Raw genomic sequence first — 17,137 nt, forward strand, 5'->3', positions numbered from 1 at the left:
TCACAAGCCCTTCGGCGGCACGAGTTGCAGGTAGATGCCCGTGACCAGCAGGTTGATCATGAACAGCAGCAGGAACGTGATGACCACGGCCTGGTTGACCGCGTCCCCGACGCCCTTCGGCCCGCCGGTGGGGTTGAGCCCGCGGTAGGCGGCGACGACCCCGGCGACGAACCCGTAGATGGCGGCCTTGATCTCGCTGACCCAGATGTCGGGCAGCGAGGCCAGCGCGTTGAAGCTGGCCAGGTAGGCACCTGGCGTGCCGCCCTGCAGGATCACGTTGAAGAAGTAGCCGCCGAGCACGCCGACGACGCTGACCAGGCCGTTGAGCAGCAGCGACACCAGCACCGCGCCGAGCACCCTGGGCACGATCAGCCGGTGGATCGGCGAGATCCCCAGCACCTCCATGGCGGCGATCTCCTCGCGGATGGACCGGGCGCCGATGTCGGCGCACACCGCCGAACCGCCCGCACCGGCCACCAGCAGTGCGGTGATCAGCGGGCTGGCCTGCTGCAGGATCGCCAGCGCGCTGGCCGCGCCGGTGAACGACTGGGCACCGATCTGCTGGGTCAGCGACCCCAGCTGCATCGCGATCACCGCGCCGAACGGGATGGCCACCATGGCGGTCGGCAGGATCGTGACGCTGGCGAAGAACCACGCCTGCTGGATCCACTCGCGCACCGCGAACGGCCGGCGCGGGGTGAGGCGCACGACTTCCCAGGCCAGCGTGGCGATCTTGCCCACGTGGCCGAGGGCCGTCGAGACTCCGGCGACCGGCGCGCTCATGGCCGCCGCTCCTGGGTACCCATGCTTCCTCCCGGCCTCGTTGACGAGAAACGTTCTGCGTACCGCCGTTGAGCCCGGCGGTGTGGCGATGCGCGATCCGCGTTATGGAATCGAGAGGACGTCGTTGGCGGCGAACGAGCGCTCGGGATCGCGCTCGGCGAAGTAGCCGCCGAGGCCGTTCTCCAGGTCCTGCTGGGTCCAGAGCTCGCCGGGCGCGGCGAACTTCTGCTCGATGGTGGGCGGTGCGAGCAGGGCGACGGTGCCGCTGTGCACCACGAAGACCTGGCCGCTGATGTCCTTCGCGGACGGTCCGGCGAGGTAGGCCACCAGCGGGGCGACGTGCTCGACCGACATCGGGTCCACGCCCTCCCCGGGGGCGTCGCCGAAGGTCTGCTCGGTCATCGCGGTGCGGGCACGCGGGCAGATCGCGTTGGCGCGCACGCCCATTCGCGACATCGCGCGCGCGGTCGAGACGGTCAGCGCGGCGATGCCGCCCTTGGCCGCGGCGTAGTTGGGCTGTCCCGCGGAGCCGAGCAGGAACGCCTCGGAGGTGGTGTTGATGATGCTGCCGCAGGTCGCGCCGGTGTCCTTGTACTCCTGGCGCCAGTGCGCGGTCGCGTTGCGGGAGAGCAGGAAGTGGCCGCGCAGGTGCACCCGCAGCACGTCGTCCCACTCCTGGTCGCTCATCTTGAACAGCATCCGGTCGCGCAGCAGTCCGGCGTTGTTGACCACCACGTGCAGCCCGCCGAGGCGTTCGGTCGCGGCGGCCATCATCTCGGCGGAGACGTCGGAGTCGGAAACGTCGCCGACGACGGCGACCGCCTTGGTGCCGATCTCCTCGATCTCGGAGACCACGGCGTGCGCCGCGTCGGTGACGTCGTTGACCACGACGTTGGCCCCGGCCCGCGCGAGCGCGAGCGCTTCGGCCCGTCCCAGTCCCGCACCGGCTCCGGTGACGATCGCTACCTTTCCGTCCACACTCGACACGTGCGCCTCACCTCGGGTCGAAAGTGACGATCTGGCGCACCACCGCGTTGTCCCCGCTGCGCAGTGCGGCCAGCCCGTCGTTGATGTCCGCCAGCGGCAGCCGCCGGCTGATCATGCCTTCCAGGTCCAGCAATCCCGCCCGCCACAGCTCGACCATCCGGCCGGTGTCCCGGCGCGGATCGGCCGAACCGTAGAAGGAGGGGACGATGTTCTTCTCGTTGATGAACAGCTCCTGGGCGGAGAACTCGACCTTCTGCTCCTCGCCTCCCGCCCCGACGATCACCGCGGTGCCACCGCGGCGAGCGGCGTCGTAGGCCGCGCGGATGGTCGCGGCCAGGCCCACGACCTCGAAGGCGTAGTCGAAACCGCGTCCGCCGGTGGCCTCTTGGCGAACCTCGGCCAGCCCGTCGGGCGTGGTGGCGTGCGTGGCGCCGAAGCGCAGCGCCGCCTCGTGCTTGGCGACCGCGGGGTCGACCGCGACGATGCGCGCGGCACCCGCGATCCGAGCGCCCTGGATGACCGAGATCCCCACGCCCCCGCAGCCGATGACGACGACGGTCGACCCGGGCTCGACGCGCGCGGTGTTGAGCACCGCACCGACACCGGTCAGCACGCCGCAGCCGATCAGCGCGGCGGCCTCGTAGGGCACGTCGTCGTCGACCTTGACCGCGGCGTCGGCCGGGATCACGAGCTCTTCGGCGAAGGTCCCGCACCCGGCGAAGCCGAAGGCGGACTCGCCGCCGACCTCGAAGCGGGGCGAGACGAAGGCGTTGACCGTGTGCACCTCGCACAGGTGCGGCTGCCCGTTCAGGCAGACCGCGCAGCGGGTGCACGGCGGCACGAAGGAGAGCACCACGCGGTCGCCTTCGCGCAGATGCGAAACCCGCTCACCTGCGGCGATCACGTCACCGGCGCCCTCATGTCCCATGATCCCGGGGGCGAGCGCGGGCAGTCCGCCGCTCATGGCCGACAGGTCGCTGTGGCAGATGCCCGACGCCCGGACCCGCACGCGCACCTCGTCGGGGCCCACCTCGGTGGTGGCCACGTCCGAGCGCACGTCGAGCTCGGGGTCGCCGATCTGCTTCAGCACGGCTGCCCTCATCGGCACGCTCCTCACCGGATCGACCCCGCCACGGCGCGGGGAGGTGTTAGCCAACACACACTAGAATGTGTTCTCACTCAGTATCAAGTGCCGCGTCCAGATGCGCGGATTTCGCAGGACATTCAGCCACGGAGTAAGGACTCAGAAATGAAAACTCGTTCTATCAAACGGGACCTTTCGGTCACGTTCGAGTCACGGGATCGCGAGGGCGGCACCCCTCGGGCCTTCAACGAGCGAATGCAGAGCCGGTCACTGCTCCATTCGGACGCGACCCCGGATTGCGATCCTTGCTTTTAGAACACGTTACACCTTTGATGGCGAGACGGTGACCGCCTGGTCTCGACCAGATCGCGACTGCCGGTCTATGATTTTAGAAACGTGTTTCACAAGCGCGTAACCACCCCGGGAGGATGCATGCGCATCGCCTACACGCCCGAGCACGAGAAGCTGCGGGAGGAGTTGCGCGCCTACTTCGCCGATCTGATGACGCCCGAGCTTCGGCAGGAGCTGTCGCAGGGCGATTACGGCGACAGCGGCGCCTACAAGCAGCTGGTGCGGCAGATGGGGGCCGACGGCTGGCTGGCACTGGGCTGGCCCGAGGAGTACGGCGGGCAGAACCGCAGCATGCTGGAGCAGCTGATCTTCACCGACGAGGCGGCCATCGCGGGCGCCCCGGTCCCGTTCCTGACGCTCAACAGCATCGCGCCGACCATCATGCGGTTCGGCACCGACGAGCAGAAGTCCCACTTCCTGCCCAAGATCGCGGGCGGTGAGATCCACTTCGCCATCGGCTACTCCGAGCCCGAAGCGGGCACCGACCTGGCCTCGCTGCGCACCACCGCCGTGCGCGACGGCGAGGACTACGTGATCAACGGCCAGAAGATGTGGACCAGCCTCATCCAGTACGCCGACTACGTCTGGCTGGCCTGCCGCACCGATCCCGAGGCGCGCAAGCACCGCGGGCTGAGCGTGCTCGTCGTGCCCACCTCCTCCCCCGGCTTCTCCTGGACCCCGGTGCACACCGTGTCCGGGCCGACGACCAGCGCCACCTACTACTCCGACGTGCGGGTTCCGACGTCGTCGCTGGTGGGGACCGAGAACGAGGGCTGGCCGCTGGTGACCAACCAGCTCAACCACGAGCGCGTCGCGCTCACCTCCGCCGCCCCGCTGCAGCTGGCGCTGTCGGAGGTGCGGGACTGGGCGGCCCAGACGCGGTTGTCCGACGGGCGGCGGGTCATCGACCAGGAGTGGGTGCAGCAGCACCTCGCGCGGGTGCACGCGGGCGCGGAGTTCCTGAAGCTGATGAACTGGAAGATCGCCACCACCGCCGAGAAGCACCCCGCCCCGGCGGCGGCATCGGCGACGAAGGTCTTCGGCACCGAGTTCGCCACCGAGGCGTACCGGCTGCTCATGGAGGTGCTGGGCAGCGCCGCGTACGTGCGCTCGGGTTCGAAGGGCGCCGCGTTGGCCGGGCGGATCGAGCGGATGCACCGCTCGGCGCTGATCCTCACCTTCGGCGGCGGGACGAACGAGGTGCAGCGCGACATCATCGCCGCCGTCGGCCTCGGCCTCCCTCCCGCGAAGCGTTGACCAGGGGCGGTTCTGGTCCGAACTGTCCATGATCGAAGTCCTTTTTGCCCGGACGGTTCGGACCGAAACCGACCACTCCGCACACCACCTCCCAGGAGGCGACATGGATTTCACCTTGACCGAGGCCCAGGAGGACCTGGCCGGGCTGGTCGGGCGCATCCTCGGCGACAAGGTCACCAACGAGCGGCTGCGCGAGATCGACGCGCAGGACGACCGCTTCGACCGCGCGCTGTGGTCCGAGCTGGCCAAGGCCGACGTGCTCGCCGCGGCTCTGCCCCACGGCGGTTTCGGGCTGTTGGAGCAGTGCAGCGTGCTGATCGAGATCGGCCGCGCGGTGGCCCCCGTGCCGTACCTGCCGTCGATCACCATGGGTGCCACGACGCTGGCCGAGTTCGGCACCGACGAGCACCGGCAGCGCTGGGTCGAACCCGCCGCTCGCGGCGAGGTCGTGCTCACCGCCGCGCTGACCGAGGACGGCGGCGCCGCCCCGGACTCCCCCGCCACCCGCGCCGAGCGCGACGGCGATCAGTGGGTGCTCACCGGAACCAAGGTCACCGTGCCCGCAGGCCCCATCGCCGACCTCGTCCTCGTCCCCGCCACCACCGCCGACGGACCGCGGATCTTCCTGGTCCGGCCCGGCGATCCCGGAGCGCGGATGCAGCGCCAGGAGATCGTCGACGGCGACAGCGAGGGCTGGCTGGAGCTCTCCGGCGTCCGCATCAGCGACGCCGACGTGCTCGGTTCCGAAGCGCTGCACCAGCTCATCGTCCGCGCGACGATCGGCGTGTGCGCGGTGCAGGTCGGCGTCCTCTCCGGCGCGCTGGAGCGCACCAGCGCCTACGCCGGGGAGCGCGTGCAGTTCGGCCGCCCGATCGGCACCTTCCAAGCCGTGGCGCAGCGGCTGGCCGACGGTTTCATCGACGTCGAGGCCGCGCGGCTGACCCTCTGGCAGGCCGCCTGGATGGCCTCCGAGGGGATGCCGTGCGCGGAAGAGGCGGCCACCGCGAAGTTCTGGGCCGCCGAAGCCGGGCACCGGTTGGCGCACACCGCGGTTCACGTGCACGGCGGCGTCGGCATCGACGTCGACCACGAGCTGCACCGCTACTTCGTGGCCGCCAAGCGCAGCGAGTTCACGTTCGGCGGGGCGACCGCGCAGCTGCGCCGGATCGGCGCGGGCCTGGCGGCGCGATGAGCTCCGCGCTGTCGCGGCCGGAGGTGATGCCGACGGTCACCGAACTGCTGCTGGCCAGGGCCGACGACGACCGGCCGGGACTGCGCACCGAGGACGGCGAGTGGACCTGGGCCGAGCACGTGCGGCACAGCGCGGAACGCGCCGCGCTGCTCAGCGAGCTGCTTCCACCCGGCGAACCGCCGCACATCGGCGTGCTGCTGGACAACGTCCCGGAGTTCTCCTTCCTGCTCGGCGGCGCTGCGCTGTCGGGTTCGGTGGTGGTCGGCCTCAACCCGACCCGCAGGGGCACGGCGCTGGAGCGCGACATCCGCCTGGCCGACTGCCGGATCGTGCTCGCCGACGCCGCCTACGCGCCGCTGCTGGAGGAGTTGGACCTCGACGGGATCGAGGTCCTCACGCTGGATTCCTGGCACCGCGAGCTCGACCGGCACGTCGGCGCGCCCCTGGACCCGGTGCCCGCCCGCGGCGATGACCTGCTGGTCCTGGTGTTCACCTCGGGCACCGGCGGCGATCCGAAGGCGGTGCGCTGCACCCACGCCAAGATCGCCTTCCCGGGCCGGATGCTGGCCGAGCGCTTCGGCCTCGGCGGCGAGGACGTCGCCTACGTCTCGATGCCGCTGTTCCACTCCAACGCCCTGATGGCGGGCTGGTCGGTCGGGCTGGCAGCAGGCGCGGCCCTGGCCCTGCGGCCGAAGTTCTCGGCCTCCGGATTCCTGCCCGACGTGCGCCGCTACGGCGCGACCTACGCCAACTACGTCGGCACTCCGCTGTCCTACGTGCTGGCCACACCGGGGCGTCCGGACGACGCCGACAACCCGCTGCGCGTCGTCTACGGCAACGAGGGGAACCAGCGCGACATCGCTCGCTTCGCGGAGCGCTTCGGCTGCCACGTCGTCGACGGTTTCGGCTCCTCGGAGGGCGGCATCGCGGTCACCCGCACCCCGGACACCCCTCCGGGCGCGCTCGGCAAGGCCACCGACGGGGTCGCGGTCTTCGACCCGGACACCGGAAAACCCTGCCCACCGGCGGAGTTCGACGAATCCGGGCTGCTGCTCAACGGCGAGGCGGCGATCGGCGAGCTGGTGAACACCACCGGACCCGGCTGGTTCGCCGGCTACTACGGGGCTCCGGAGGCCGACGCCGAGCGGATGCGCGATGGCATGTACTGGAGCGGCGACCTCGGCTACCTCGACGCGCACGGGTTCTGCTACTTCGCGGGTCGTTCGAGCGACTGGCTCCGGGTGGACGGCGAGAACCTGGGCGCCGCGCCGATCGAGCGGATCCTGATGCGCCACCCGCAGATCCAGGAGGCCGCGGTCTACGCGGGTCCGGCGGAGGTGGGCGATTCGGTGATGGCGGCGATCACCACCACCGGTGAGTTAGACCCGGCGTCGCTGGACGACTTCCTGACGGCGCAGGCCGATCTGGGCCCCAAGCAGTGGCCGAGCTACGTCCGGCTGGTGGCCGAACTGCCCCGGACCTCCACGCACAAGGTGCTCAAGCGCGAGCTCGCCGCCGAGGGCATCCGGACCCGAGACCCGGTGTGGTGCCGCCTCAAGGACACCTACCAACCTCAAAATCTATAACTTGTTCTAATTTTCCCCGATCGGGTAACGCCGACAGATGGCGTGTTTGACCCATATTCCTATAACCTGTTTCACATACAACACGTGACTGATGGAGGGACGCGATGAGCGGGACGGAGCGTGAGCACGGGGTGCGCACGATCGATGCCGGTGCCCCGCCACAACGGTTCGCCCGGGGGTGGCACTGCCTGGGCCCCGTCGAGGAGTTCCAGGACGGCAAGCCGCACGCGGTGCACGCGTTCGGCACGAAGCTCGTGGTCTTCGCCGACAGCCAGGGCGCGCTGCACGTGCTCGACGGCTACTGCAGGCACATGGGCGGCGACCTCACCCAGGGCGAGATCAAGGGCGACTCGGTCGCGTGCCCCTTCCACGACTGGCGTTGGGGCGGCAACGGCCGCTGCACCTCCATCCCCTACGCCAAGCGGGTTCCCGGCCGCGCCCGGACCCGCTCGTGGCTGACGCTGGAGGAGAACAAGCAGCTGTTCGTCTACCACGACCCGCAGGGAAACCCGCCTCCGGCGGAGGTCACGATCCCGCGGATCGAGGAGGTCTTCACCGACGAGTGGTCGAACTGGACCTGGGACCGCGTGCAGATCGACAACTCCAACTGCCGCGAGATCATCGACAACGTCGTGGACATGGCGCACTTCTTCTACGTGCACTTCGCCTTCCCGACGTACTTCAAGAACATCTTCGAAGGCCACGTCGCCACCCAGCACCTGCACTCGCGCGGACGTCCCGACGTGGGCGCCTCGCAGGGCAACTACGCCGGCGACGACACCACGCTGCGCTCGGAGGCCAGCTACTACGGACCTTCGTACATGATCAACCGGCTGTGGACCGAGTTCAAGGGCACGCCGATCGACGCCTTCCTCATCAACTGCCACTACCCGGTCTCGCCGACGAGCTTCGTCCTCCAGTGGGGCGTTTCGGTCAAGAAGCTGCCCGGTCTCGACGACGAGCAGGCCGACATGGTGGCGGGCAAGTTCGCCAAGTCCTTCGGCGTCGGGTTCCTCCAGGACGTGGAGATCTGGCGGAACAAGTCGCGGATCGACAACCCGCTCCTGGTCGAGGAGGACGGGCCGGTCTACCAGCTGCGCCGCTGGTACGACCAGTTCTACGTGGACGTCGAGGACGTCAGCGAGGAGATGACCTCCCGCTTCGAGTTCGAGGTGGACACCACTCGCGCCGTGCAGGCGTGGGAGGCCGAGGTCGCCGAGAACCTGGCCCGCCGCGAGGCGGAGGGAGCCGGCAAGTCATGACGGCCGCCCGCACCGACGTCCCGGCCGGCACGGCGGCCGACCAGCGGCTCTACCTGGAGGGAGGGCTGCGCCCGCTGCCCTGCACCACGTGCGGGGTGCGGGTGCTGGTCAAGAAGCTCAGCCCGGAGCAGACCAGCATCCAGTGGACCACGTCGACCGACGACTGCCCGGAGATCGCCGCCCGCATCGCCGAGGGCGATCACCCCGCGCTGGTGGACACCTGTCCCCGGCTGCGCGCGACCATCGAGCACGCACTCCGCGAAGGCATTCTGGAAGTTCCCGATACCGAGGAGTGATTCTCGAGAACACCGGTGGAACGGGTTACCGATCACACCGTGTTAACGTGATCTTGCGGGTGGCGCGCGAACGCCTTTCCGCCAATGCGCTAGGGGGCGTTGCGCCGATGAGTTCTGCCGCCAACCGGAACGGCCAGGGCGGGCACGCGCTCAACGCGATGGCCGACGACGAGCTCACCGCCACCGCCCAGCGCGACCGCCGCAAGCGGATCCTCGACGCGACCGTCGCCCTGGCCGACAAGGGCGGTTTCGACGCGGTGCAGATGCGCGCCGTCGCCGAGCGCGCCGACGTCGCGCTGGGCACGCTGTACCGCTACTTCCCGTCCAAGATCCACCTGCTGGTGGCGAGCCTCGTCCGCGAGCTGGAGCGCATCCAGGAACGCCTGGACCGGGCGCCGATCCGCGGTGATTCGCCCTACGAGCGGCTGCTCTTCGTGCTCGGCCGGCTCACCAGGGCCTTCCAGCGCAACCCGAACCTCTCCGAGGCGGTCACCCGCGCGCTGATGTCGGCGGACGCCTCGGCCGCCACCGAGGTCGACATGGCCAACCGCATGATGGAGGCCATGTTCATCGCGGTGATGAGCGACGGCGAGCCCAGCGAGGAGCAGGTGGCCGTGGCCCGGGTGATCGGCGACGTCTGGCTGTCCAACCTGGTCGCCTGGGTAACCCGGCGAGCCTCCGCCACAGACGTCTCCAACCGCCTCGAACTCACAGTCCGACTACTCCTCCAATGAATTCCAAACAGGTAGAACACGTTATCGATGCAAATGCGCGAAACACGCGGCAATCGGCGCAGCCGCTTTCTCCTTCACCCACCCAGCAACTCGCACCGCCGCGGGTTCTGAGCGGCTTCGTGGCGAGTACGCCGCGACGCCGTGTATTGGCATACATAAGGAGTGGCGCACGGAGTCCACGAAGCCGCTCAGGTTCCGCCACCCGCACCGCCACGCAAAAAGACCACGTTAGGCTCATTGCATGACCGAGCCCGTCCGTCAGTTCTTGGAAGGCAAACGCGCCGAGACCGTTCGCCGGTTGCTGGACGCGACGGTCGAAGAGCTGGAGGAGCGCGGCTTCGGTTCGTTGACCGTGCGGTCGGTGGCCGAGCGCGCCGAGGTCTCCCGCGCCACCGCCTACTCCTACTTCTCCTCCAAGGAACACCTGGTCACGGCCGTGTTCTGGAAGCGCGTCCAGTCGTTGCCGCCCAGCGGCGAGGACCGCACCGGCAAGCCCGGCGCGGACGTCGCGCAGGTGGTGGACACGATCGCGCGGATGCTGGCCTCCGAACCGGCGCTGGTGCGAGCCAGCACCACGGCGTTGCTGGCCGACCAGCAGGAGGTCAAGCGGCTGCGCGACGAGATCGGCCAGGAGGTCTACCGGCGGCTGACCGACGCCGTCGGCGAAGCCGATCCGTCGGCGCTGGAGGCCGTGATGACGGCGTTCGTGGGGTCGCTGGTCTTGGCGGGCAGCGGGTACCTGCCGATGGAGAAGATGGCCTCGCACCTGGCGGACATCACCGACCGGGTGTTGCCGCCGGCTGACCGTTGATGCTGCGCAGCACGCTGTCTCGGGCGGCGGGCGGGAGCTGGTCGAGCATTCCCATGACCCGGTTCTTGCGCCGCTGGACGGCCTGACGTTCCGGCAGCCCGGCGCTGACGGGCAGCTGCGGCGGCACGCCGACCACGCGCTGCGCGGCGGCGATCTGACCGCTGGCCAGCCGCTGGCGCTCGAGGTCGATGCTCGCCTGGTCCTTCTCCTCGCTCATCCCGATCGGACCGGTCTTGTCACCGCTCAGGAACTGCGCGACGACCGGGTCCTCGCTGGTGAGCAGGACTTCGCGCGGCCCGAACAGGACGAGTTCGCGGCGGAAGAGCATGCCCAGGTTGTCCGGCACGGTCCGGGCCAGGTTGATGTTGTGGGTGACGATGAGGATCGTGGCGTCGAGGTGCGCGTTGATGTCGATGAGCAGCTGCGAGAGGTAGGCGGTGCGCACCGGGTCCAGCCCGGAGTCCGGTTCGTCGCAGAGGATGATCTGCGGGTCGAGCACCAGCGCGCGGGCCAGTCCCGCTCGCTTGCGCATCCCGCCGGAGATCTCCCCCGGCAGCTTGTCCTCGGCCCCGGACAGGCCGACCATCTCCATGCGTTCGAGCACGATGCGGCGGATCTCGGCCTCGGTCTTGCGGGTGTGCTCGCGCAGCGGGAACGCGACGTTGTCGAACAGGTCCATGGACCCGAACAGCGCCCCGTCCTGGAACAGCACGCCGAAGAGCTTGCGGATCTCGTAGAGCTCGTGCTCGCTGCACGAGCAGATGTCGACGCCGTTGACCAGGCAGCGCCCGTTCTCCGGCTTGAGCAGACCGATCATGGACTTGAGGAACACCGACTTGCCGGTGCCGGACGGGCCCAGCAGCGCCGAGACCTCGCCCTGCGGCAGCGTGAACCCCACGTCCCGCCAGATCGTCTGCGGTCCGAAGGACTTGCTCAACCCCTCGATCACGACTTCAGCGCCCACACCCACTCCTCACGTCGACGTCGCAGGTTTCGTCAGGCGAGCAGCGGAACCGCTTTCGCAGCACCGCGTCTCAGCGCCGGTAGTAGGCGTGGGTGGCGGTGGCCCCGCCGTCCGCCACGAATTCGGCTCCCGTGCAGTAGGTGCTCTCCTCGCTGGCGAGGAAGACCACGAGACCGACGATGTCCTCGGGCTGGCCGATGCGGCCGAGCGGGACCATCTCGCCGATCGGGCTGAGGTCGGTGCTCTCGCCGGTGAACTCCCGGGTCATGCCGGTGTCGAACATGCCGGGGTGCACGGAGTTGACGCGGATGTTGCGCGGTCCGAGTTCCATGGCGGCGGCCTTGGTCATGCCCCGGATGGCGAACTTGCTCGCGGTGTAGGCGACGAGGTGCGGCATGCCGCCGAGGCCTTCGACGGAGGAGAAGTTCACGATCGAACCGCCACCGGCTTCGGTGAGAGCGGGTGTCGCGGCGCGCATTCCGAGGAAGGTGCCGAACTGGTTGACCCGCACGATGCGCTCGTAGTCGGCCAGCGAGGTGTCCTCCAGCGCGGAGAACATGAGCACGCCGGCGTTGTTGACCAGGATGTCGAGCCGGCCGAAGCCGTCGGTGGCGTGGGCGACGGCGGCGCTCCAGTCGTCCTCGTCGGAGACGTCGAGGTGCGCGTAGCCGGCGGATTCGCCGAGCTCGTCGGCGAGCTCTTTGCCCGGAGCGTCGAGGATGTCGCCGATGACCACCGAGGCGCCTTGGGCGACGAAGCCGCGCGCGATGGCCGCGCCCTGTCCTCGTGCCGCGCCCGTGACCAGTGCGACCTTTCCCGCGAGCCGTCCCATGCGCCGCCCTCCCTGCCGAGCCGAAGCCGTCCGCACCCGAGACTAGAACACGTTCTCGACAAAAGGGAACCCACCTTGCAGCATGGCCTTGAAAGCGGATGAACTTGTTCTCGATTCAGCCCCTGGCGGGCTTGCCGGAGCGAGCCGAGTCGTACTAGCGTCTGGACACATGTCCAGTGGTGTCGTGTTCAGCCCGTACGACTACGCCGTGCACGCCGACCCCTACCCGACCTACGCGCGACTGCGCGACGAAGCGCCGGTCTACCACAACGCCGAGCTCGATTTCTGGGCGCTGTCACGGCATTCCGACGTCGCCGCGCTGTTCCGCGACAACACCCGGCTGTCCAACGCCAACGGCGTCTCGCTGGACCCGGCCGCCTGGGGCCCCTACGCGCACAAGACGATGTCGTTCCTCGCGCTGGACGACCCCCGGCACAACCGGTTGCGCTCGCTGGTCTCCCGCGGCTTCACCCCGCGCCGGGTCCGCGACCTGCAACCCCGCATCCTCGAACTCGCCCGCCACCACCTGCGTCCCGCGCTGGAATCAGGCGAGTTCGACTTCGTGGCGGACTTCGCGGGCAAGTTCCCGATGGACGTGATCTCCGAGCTGATGGGAGTCCCCGAAGCCGACCGCGACCGCCTGCGGGAGCTCGCCGACACCGTGATGCACCGCGACGAAGGCGTTTTCGACGTCCCGCAGGCGGCGATGGAGGCCTCGCTGAACCTGGTCGCCTACTACGCCGACATGCTCGCCGAACGCCGCCGCGAACGCACCGACGACCTCACCTCCGCACTGCTGGACGCCGAGATCGACGGCGACCGGCTCAGCGACGAGGAGATCATCGCGTTCCTGTTCCTGATGGTCGTCGCCGGCAACGAGACGACCACGAAGCTGCTGGCCAACGCCGCGCACTGGGCGCACCTCAACCCCGCCGAGCAGGCGAAGCCCTTCCACGACCCGGACCGGGTGAGCGACTGGATCGAGGAGACGCTGCGCTACGACACCTCCAGCCAGATGGTCGCGCGCACCGCCACCGAGGACATCCGCCTGCACGGCACCACGATTCCCGCGGGAGCGCGGGTTCTGCTGCTGGTCGGCTCGGCCAACCGCGATCCGCGCGCCTTCGACGACGCCGATCGCTACGACCTCGACCGCCGAACCGACACCCAGATCGTCAGCTTCGGCGGCGGAACCCACTTCTGCCTCGGCGCGCACCTGGCGCGGCTGGAGGCGCGGATCGCGCTGACCGAGTTCGTCGAGCTGGTGAAGTCCTACGACGTCGACACCGACCGCGCGCAGCGGGTGCACTCCAGCAACGTGCGCGGCTTCGCGACCCTGCCCGTTCGGGTGGAAAGCAGGTAGCCATGCCCAGATTCGAACCGAACCCGGAACGCCGCCCCACCGCGATCGCTGGGGCGTCGGCCGGGATCGGCGCGGCCACCGCGCAGGCCGTGGCCGCCTCCGGACACCCGGTGGCGCTCGGCGCGCGCCGCGTCGACAAGTGCGAGGAGCTGGCGGAGAAGATCCGCTCCGACGGCGGCCAGGCCATCGCCGTGCCGCTGGACGTCACCGACGAGGAGTCCGTGACGGCGTTCGTGGCCAGGACGACCGAGGAGCTCGGCGACATCGAGGTCCTGGTCTACGGCGCGGGCGACCTCGACGCCGACCTGGTGCACGAGATGGAGGGCTCGCGCTTCCAGGGCCAGCTCGACGTGCACCTCGGCGGAGCTCACCGCCTCACCTCGCGGATCGTGCCCGGCATGGTCGGCCGGCAGCGCGGCGACGTGGTGTTCATCGGTTCCGACGTGGTTCCCAAACCCCGGCCCCGGATGGGCGCCTACGTACCCGCGAAGGCCGGGCTGGAGGCCATGGCCCGGACGATGCGCATGGAGCTGGAGGGCACCGGGGTGCGCGCCAGCATCGTGCGGCCCGGCCCCACCTCCACCTCGATGGGCATGCAGTGGGACGACAAGACCACCGAGGCCGTGCTCAACGACTGGGTGAAGTGGGGCCTGGCGCGGCACCCCTACTTCCTGCGCGCGTCCGACATCGCCGACGCCGTGCACCACGTGATCTCCGCGCCGCGCGGCGTGCACCTGAGCCTGATCGAGGTCGAACCCGAAGCACCGCTGGAGGAGAGATGACGCTGCTCGCGCCGAAACAGGTCTCCGGTGGCCAGGACGAGCACGGCCACCTCGAAGAGCTGCGCACCGACCCGATCGCGCTGATGCGCCGCGTCCGCGAGGAGTGCGGCGACGTGGGCACCTTCGACCTGGCCGGGCGCCGGGTGGTGCTGCTGTCGGGAGCCGAGGCCAACGAGTTCTTCTTCCGCTCCTCCGACGACGACCTGGACCAGGCCGCCGCGTACCCGTTCATGACGCCGATCTTCGGGCAGGGCGTGGTGTTCGACGCCCCGCCGGAGCGGCGCAAGGAGATGCTGCACAACCAGGCGCTGCGCGGCGAGCAGATGCGCGGCCACGCCCAGACCATCGACGCCGAGATCGCCCGCATGGTGGCCGGGTGGGGCGATGAGGGCGAGATCGACCTGCTGGACTTCTTCGCCGAGCTGACGATCTACACGTCCTCGGCGTGCCTGATCGGCAAGCGGTTCCGCGACCAGCTCGACCACCGCTTCGCCGAGCTCTACCACGAGTTGGAGCGCGGCACCGACGCGCTGGCCTACGTCGACCCCTACGCCCCGATCGAGAGCTTCCGGCGTCGTGACGAAGCGCGGGCCGGTCTGGTGCGGCTGGTGCAGGAGATCATGGACGGCCGGGCCGCGGCGGGGAAACCGCCGCGCGACGAGCGGGACATGCTCGACGTGCTGATGTCGGTCAGGGACGAGGCCGGTGAGCTGCGGTTCAGCGCCGATGAGATCACCGGGATGTTCATCTCGATGATGTTCGCCGGGCACCACACCAGCTCGGGCACGGCCGCGTGGACGCTGATCGAGCTGCTCCGCAACCCTGGCGTGATGGACGGGGTCGTCTCCGAGCTCGACGAGCTCTACTCCGACGGTTCCGAGGTGAGCTTCCGCTCGTTGCGGGCGATTCCGCGCTTGGAGGGCGCGATCAAGGAGGCGTTGCGGCTGCATCCGCCGCTGATCCTGCTGCTGCGGGTCGCTCAGGACGACTTCGAGGTGCGGGGGCAGCGGATCGAGCGCGGTGACTTCGTGGCCGCCACCCCCGCGATCTCCAACCGGATCCCGGAGGACTTCCCCGATCCGGAGTCCTTCGACCCGGAGCGCTACGCCGAGGCGCGCCAGGAGGACCTGGTCAACCGCTGGACGTGGATCCCCTTCGGAGCCGGGCGACACCGGTGCGTGGGGGCGGCGTTCGCGATGATGCAGCTCAAGGCGATCTTCTCGGTCCTGCTGCGGGACTTCAGCTTCGAACTCGCGCAGCCTCCGGAGTCCTACCGCAACGACCACTCGAAGATGGTCGTCCAGCTCGCCCAGCCGTGCCGGGTGACCTACCGCCGTCGGAAGGAGTCCTGATGCGAGTCGTGTGCGATCTCGACCTGTGCCAGGGGCACGCGATGTGCGAGGTGGAGGCACCGGAGGTGTTCTCGGTGCCCAAGCGCGGCAAGGTCGACGTGCTGACCAGCGAGCCGCCGGCGGATCTGCGCGCCGAGGTGGAACGTGCCGTGCGGGAGTGTCCCACGCAGGCTTTGAGCATCGAGGAGGCTTGACATGCCCGCATACCCTCGGGAAGAACTGGAACGCATGGTCCAGCACTGGCTGGACGAGAACGAGCGCTGCGAAGGGCTCGGCGACTGGAAGCCGCTCGCGCAGCTCTACACCGAAGACGCCACCTACGGCTGGAACACCGGTCCCAACGAGGACTTCATGACGGTGGGCCGCGACGAGATCCGCGACATCGCCCTCGGCGTGGAGATGGAGGGCCTGCACGGCTGGAGCTACCCGTACCAGCGGGTGCTCATCGACGACGTCAAGGGCGAGGTGATCGGGTTGTGGAAGCAGATCGCCGACGCCAAGCGGCCCGACGGCAGCCCGTACCAGGTCGCCGGCATCGGCGGCAGCTGGTTCCGCTACGGCGGGAACATGCGGTGGTCGTGGCAGCGGGACTTCTTCGACTTCGGCAACGCCGCGCACCTCTTCCTGGAGATGATCAAGGCGGATGCGCTCTCGCCCGGGATGAAGCAGCGCATGGAGGTCGCGGCGTCCGGCATGCCGCAGCCCGGCCACTACCGCAAGGGAACGGCGCCGGTCGAGCTGTGGTGACCTGCGAGCAACGGGAGGACCCATGAAGATCGTGGTCGACTTCGACCTGTGCGAGGCCAACGGCATGTGCGAGGCCGTCGCACCGGACGTCTTCGAGATCGACGATGACGACAACCTCAACATCATCGCCGACCCCGCACCCGAGCTGCGTGATTCGATCGAGCAGGCCGTGCACTCCTGCCCGAAGGCCGCCCTGTCGCTGGAAGACTGAGATCATGCCGAAAGTACGCCCCCCGCAGCTGGATTCGCCGATCGTCGGCAAGGTCATCAAGGTCGCCTCGCGGGCCAACACCAGGTTGTACCGCGCCACCGGCGGGCGGCTGGGCGGCAACTGGCGCATCGGCGCCGGCTTCCGCAAGAGCGTTCCGATCTGCCTGCTGACCACCACGGGCCGTCGCAGCGGCCAGCCCCGCACCGCGCCGCTGCTGCACATGCCCGACGGCGACCGGGTCATCCTGGTCGCCTCGCAGGGCGGACTGCCCAAGCACCCGGCCTGGTACCACAACATCAGGGAGAACCCGGAGGTCACGGTCCAGGTCAAGCGCGACGTCCGCCGCATGCGCGCCCGCACCGCGAGCCCGGAGGAGCGGGCCGAGCTCTGGCCCCGCCTGCTGGAGGTCTACGCGGACTTCGACGACTACCAGGCCTGGACCGAACGCGAGATCCCGGTGGTCATCTGCGAACCCGCCTGACCGGCCACCTTCGAATTTCGCGCGAAATTCGAGTCGAAAGTTGTGGACTCGAATTTCGCGCG

19 protein-coding genes are annotated in these 17,137 nt (G+C 69.3%); 14 read left to right on the forward strand and 5 right to left on the reverse strand.

The window, feature by feature from the left end:
* From AB0J91_RS25570 to AB0J91_RS25580, 3 genes are all read right to left on the reverse strand, one after another.
* The gene (locus AB0J91_RS25570; protein ID WP_363873459.1) at nt 1-783 is read right to left on the reverse strand and encodes an ABC transporter permease; all 783 of its coding nucleotides are present in this window, start codon (nt 781-783) and stop codon (nt 1-3) included.
* Nucleotides 784-885: 102 nt separating this feature from the next.
* A complete protein-coding gene (locus AB0J91_RS25575; RefSeq protein ID WP_363873462.1) occupies nt 886-1,770 on the reverse strand; it encodes a 3-oxoacyl-ACP reductase in 885 nt (294 codons plus the stop codon).
* A gap of 7 nt (nt 1,771-1,777) precedes the next feature.
* Nucleotides 1,778-2,872, reverse strand: a complete 1,095-nt coding sequence (locus AB0J91_RS25580; protein WP_363873465.1) for a zinc-binding dehydrogenase — start codon at nt 2,870-2,872, stop codon at nt 1,778-1,780.
* A gap of 414 nt (nt 2,873-3,286) precedes the next feature.
* Between AB0J91_RS25580 and AB0J91_RS25585 the strand changes: the two genes are divergently transcribed.
* The 7 genes from AB0J91_RS25585 (at nt 3,287) to AB0J91_RS25615 (ending at nt 10,343) form a co-directional block, all read left to right on the forward strand.
* On the forward strand, nt 3,287-4,462 hold the full coding sequence (locus tag AB0J91_RS25585; protein WP_363873467.1) for an acyl-CoA dehydrogenase family protein: 1,176 nt from the start codon (nt 3,287-3,289) through the stop codon (nt 4,460-4,462).
* A gap of 103 nt (nt 4,463-4,565) precedes the next feature.
* A complete protein-coding gene (locus AB0J91_RS25590; RefSeq protein ID WP_363873469.1) occupies nt 4,566-5,654 on the forward strand; it encodes an acyl-CoA dehydrogenase family protein in 1,089 nt (362 codons plus the stop codon).
* On the forward strand, nt 5,651-7,240 hold the full coding sequence (locus AB0J91_RS25595; RefSeq protein ID WP_363873472.1) for a long-chain-fatty-acid--CoA ligase: 1,590 nt from the start codon (nt 5,651-5,653) through the stop codon (nt 7,238-7,240). The genes AB0J91_RS25590 and AB0J91_RS25595 overlap by 4 nt, the downstream gene beginning before the upstream one ends.
* 104 nt (nt 7,241-7,344) lie before the next feature.
* Nucleotides 7,345-8,502, forward strand: coding sequence for a Rieske 2Fe-2S domain-containing protein (locus AB0J91_RS25600; protein ID WP_363793111.1), 1,158 nt, complete (start codon nt 7,345-7,347; stop codon nt 8,500-8,502).
* A complete protein-coding gene (locus AB0J91_RS25605) occupies nt 8,499-8,798 on the forward strand; it encodes a hypothetical protein (protein ID WP_363873475.1) in 300 nt (99 codons plus the stop codon). Before AB0J91_RS25600 ends, AB0J91_RS25605 begins: the two co-directional genes overlap by 4 nt.
* Nucleotides 8,799-8,905: 107 nt before the next feature.
* Nucleotides 8,906-9,532 (forward strand): cholesterol catabolism transcriptional regulator KstR, encoded by a 627-nt coding sequence (gene kstR / locus AB0J91_RS25610; protein WP_363873478.1) that lies wholly within the window; start codon nt 8,906-8,908, stop codon nt 9,530-9,532.
* 241 nt (nt 9,533-9,773) lie between these two features.
* The gene (locus AB0J91_RS25615) at nt 9,774-10,343 is read left to right on the forward strand and encodes a helix-turn-helix domain-containing protein (protein WP_363873481.1); all 570 of its coding nucleotides are present in this window, start codon (nt 9,774-9,776) and stop codon (nt 10,341-10,343) included.
* Here the strand turns inward: AB0J91_RS25615 and AB0J91_RS25620 are convergent.
* Together AB0J91_RS25620 and AB0J91_RS25625 are read right to left on the reverse strand one after the other, a co-directional pair.
* Nucleotides 10,309-11,307 (reverse strand): ABC transporter ATP-binding protein, encoded by a 999-nt coding sequence (locus tag AB0J91_RS25620; RefSeq protein WP_363873484.1) that lies wholly within the window; start codon nt 11,305-11,307, stop codon nt 10,309-10,311. The genes AB0J91_RS25615 and AB0J91_RS25620 overlap by 35 nt on opposite strands.
* 70 nt (nt 11,308-11,377) lie before the next feature.
* A complete protein-coding gene (locus AB0J91_RS25625) occupies nt 11,378-12,139 on the reverse strand; it encodes a glucose 1-dehydrogenase (RefSeq protein ID WP_363873487.1) in 762 nt (253 codons plus the stop codon).
* Nucleotides 12,140-12,308: 169 nt separating this feature from the next.
* On the opposite strand from AB0J91_RS25625, the gene AB0J91_RS25630 reads away from it, so the two are divergent.
* From AB0J91_RS25630 to AB0J91_RS25660, 7 genes are read left to right on the forward strand one after another with little or no spacing between them, the layout of a single operon-like run.
* Nucleotides 12,309-13,502 carry a cytochrome P450 gene (locus tag AB0J91_RS25630; protein ID WP_363873490.1) on the forward strand — a complete coding sequence of 398 codons (1,194 nt, stop codon included), beginning with the start codon at nt 12,309-12,311 and terminating at the stop codon, nt 13,500-13,502.
* 2 nt (nt 13,503-13,504) lie between these two features.
* Entirely contained in the window at nt 13,505-14,284 is a 780-nt protein-coding gene (locus AB0J91_RS25635) for an SDR family oxidoreductase (protein WP_363873493.1), read from the forward strand.
* The gene (locus AB0J91_RS25640; protein WP_363873496.1) at nt 14,281-15,636 is read left to right on the forward strand and encodes a cytochrome P450; all 1,356 of its coding nucleotides are present in this window, start codon (nt 14,281-14,283) and stop codon (nt 15,634-15,636) included. The genes AB0J91_RS25635 and AB0J91_RS25640 overlap by 4 nt, the downstream gene beginning before the upstream one ends.
* The gene (locus AB0J91_RS25645) at nt 15,636-15,830 is read left to right on the forward strand and encodes a ferredoxin (RefSeq protein ID WP_363873498.1); all 195 of its coding nucleotides are present in this window, start codon (nt 15,636-15,638) and stop codon (nt 15,828-15,830) included. The genes AB0J91_RS25640 and AB0J91_RS25645 overlap by 1 nt, the downstream gene beginning before the upstream one ends.
* Before the next feature lies 1 nt (nt 15,831).
* Nucleotides 15,832-16,383, forward strand: a complete 552-nt coding sequence (locus tag AB0J91_RS25650; RefSeq protein WP_210969148.1) for a nuclear transport factor 2 family protein — start codon at nt 15,832-15,834, stop codon at nt 16,381-16,383.
* Between the two features lie 22 nt (nt 16,384-16,405).
* Nucleotides 16,406-16,594, forward strand: coding sequence for a ferredoxin (locus AB0J91_RS25655; RefSeq protein ID WP_363873500.1), 189 nt, complete (start codon nt 16,406-16,408; stop codon nt 16,592-16,594).
* A gap of 4 nt (nt 16,595-16,598) precedes the next feature.
* On the forward strand, nt 16,599-17,075 hold the full coding sequence (locus AB0J91_RS25660) for a nitroreductase family deazaflavin-dependent oxidoreductase (RefSeq protein WP_363873503.1): 477 nt from the start codon (nt 16,599-16,601) through the stop codon (nt 17,073-17,075).
* Nucleotides 17,076-17,137 lie beyond the last annotated feature (62 nt).

Origin of the sequence: Saccharopolyspora sp. NPDC049357 (genome assembly GCF_040677225.1) — a bacterium.
In the GTDB taxonomy this organism is placed as follows: Bacteria; Actinomycetota; Actinomycetes; order Mycobacteriales; family Pseudonocardiaceae; genus Saccharopolyspora.

Bases quoted from the DNA above. Each gene is read 5' to 3' on its own strand.
- AB0J91_RS25645 (WP_363873498.1), top strand. From the start codon at position 15,636: ATGCGAGTCGTGTGCGATCTCGACCTGTGCCAGGGGCACGCGATGTGC.
- AB0J91_RS25630 (WP_363873490.1), top strand. From the start codon at position 12,309: ATGTCCAGTGGTGTCGTGTTCAGCCCGTACGACTACGCCGTGCACGCC.
- AB0J91_RS25595 (WP_363873472.1), top strand. From the start codon at position 5,651: ATGAGCTCCGCGCTGTCGCGGCCGGAGGTGATGCCGACGGTCACCGAA.
- AB0J91_RS25655 (WP_363873500.1), top strand. From the start codon at position 16,406: ATGAAGATCGTGGTCGACTTCGACCTGTGCGAGGCCAACGGCATGTGC.
- AB0J91_RS25650 (WP_210969148.1), top strand. From the start codon at position 15,832: ATGCCCGCATACCCTCGGGAAGAACTGGAACGCATGGTCCAGCACTGG.
- AB0J91_RS25590 (WP_363873469.1), top strand. From the start codon at position 4,566: ATGGATTTCACCTTGACCGAGGCCCAGGAGGACCTGGCCGGGCTGGTC.
- AB0J91_RS25585 (WP_363873467.1), top strand. From the start codon at position 3,287: ATGCGCATCGCCTACACGCCCGAGCACGAGAAGCTGCGGGAGGAGTTG.
- AB0J91_RS25640 (WP_363873496.1), top strand. From the start codon at position 14,281: ATGACGCTGCTCGCGCCGAAACAGGTCTCCGGTGGCCAGGACGAGCAC.
- kstR (WP_363873478.1), top strand. From the start codon at position 8,906: ATGAGTTCTGCCGCCAACCGGAACGGCCAGGGCGGGCACGCGCTCAAC.
- AB0J91_RS25605 (WP_363873475.1), top strand. From the start codon at position 8,499: ATGACGGCCGCCCGCACCGACGTCCCGGCCGGCACGGCGGCCGACCAG.
- AB0J91_RS25570 (WP_363873459.1), bottom strand. From the start codon at position 783: ATGAGCGCGCCGGTCGCCGGAGTCTCGACGGCCCTCGGCCACGTGGGC.
- AB0J91_RS25615 (WP_363873481.1), top strand. From the start codon at position 9,774: ATGACCGAGCCCGTCCGTCAGTTCTTGGAAGGCAAACGCGCCGAGACC.
- AB0J91_RS25600 (WP_363793111.1), top strand. From the start codon at position 7,345: ATGAGCGGGACGGAGCGTGAGCACGGGGTGCGCACGATCGATGCCGGT.
- AB0J91_RS25625 (WP_363873487.1), bottom strand. From the start codon at position 12,139: ATGGGACGGCTCGCGGGAAAGGTCGCACTGGTCACGGGCGCGGCACGA.
- AB0J91_RS25660 (WP_363873503.1), top strand. From the start codon at position 16,599: ATGCCGAAAGTACGCCCCCCGCAGCTGGATTCGCCGATCGTCGGCAAG.
- AB0J91_RS25635 (WP_363873493.1), top strand. From the start codon at position 13,505: ATGCCCAGATTCGAACCGAACCCGGAACGCCGCCCCACCGCGATCGCT.
- AB0J91_RS25580 (WP_363873465.1), bottom strand. From the start codon at position 2,872: ATGAGGGCAGCCGTGCTGAAGCAGATCGGCGACCCCGAGCTCGACGTG.